1 pseudogene is annotated in these 403 nt (G+C 70.0%); it reads left to right on the plus strand.

Annotated elements, in window-relative coordinates:
• Positions 1–233: pseudogene (locus D3227_RS40810) on the plus strand (cysteine desulfurase); the annotation flags it as partial.
• Between the last annotated feature and the right edge of the window lie 170 nt (positions 234–403).

The following is a 403-nucleotide window of genomic DNA, read 5'->3' on the forward strand; positions in this document are numbered from 1 at the left end:
AGACGGCGCAGATCGGATTCGATCTTGCCGGCGTTGCGGTCTCGGCCGGTTCGGCCTGCTCGTCGGGCAGGGTTGGCCCGAGCCACGTGCTCAAGGCGATGGGGCGCGACGGCGAGGGCGGCCTGCGCGTCTCGATCGGTCGCCGTACGACCTCGAAGGAGATCGAGCTTTTCACCGCTGCGCTGACGGGCATCCTCGCCCGCCGCGCCGGCGGATCGACGCGGGCGGCCTGACGGTTGCCGCAACCGGGGCGAGAGCCCCGCAGAACCTGCGTTTTCGGGACGGTGTCATGTCGTCCCGCCGGGTGCATTCCCGGAACGGACGCACTATATGAGCTTCGCGCGACCGGCTGGCCGCGTCACGGCTTGAGACTGCCGGGCCTTGAACCCGGCGAGGATTGGAG

Source organism: Mesorhizobium waimense, assembly GCF_003601975.1.
Lineage (GTDB): Bacteria > Pseudomonadota > Alphaproteobacteria > Rhizobiales > Rhizobiaceae > Mesorhizobium > Mesorhizobium waimense.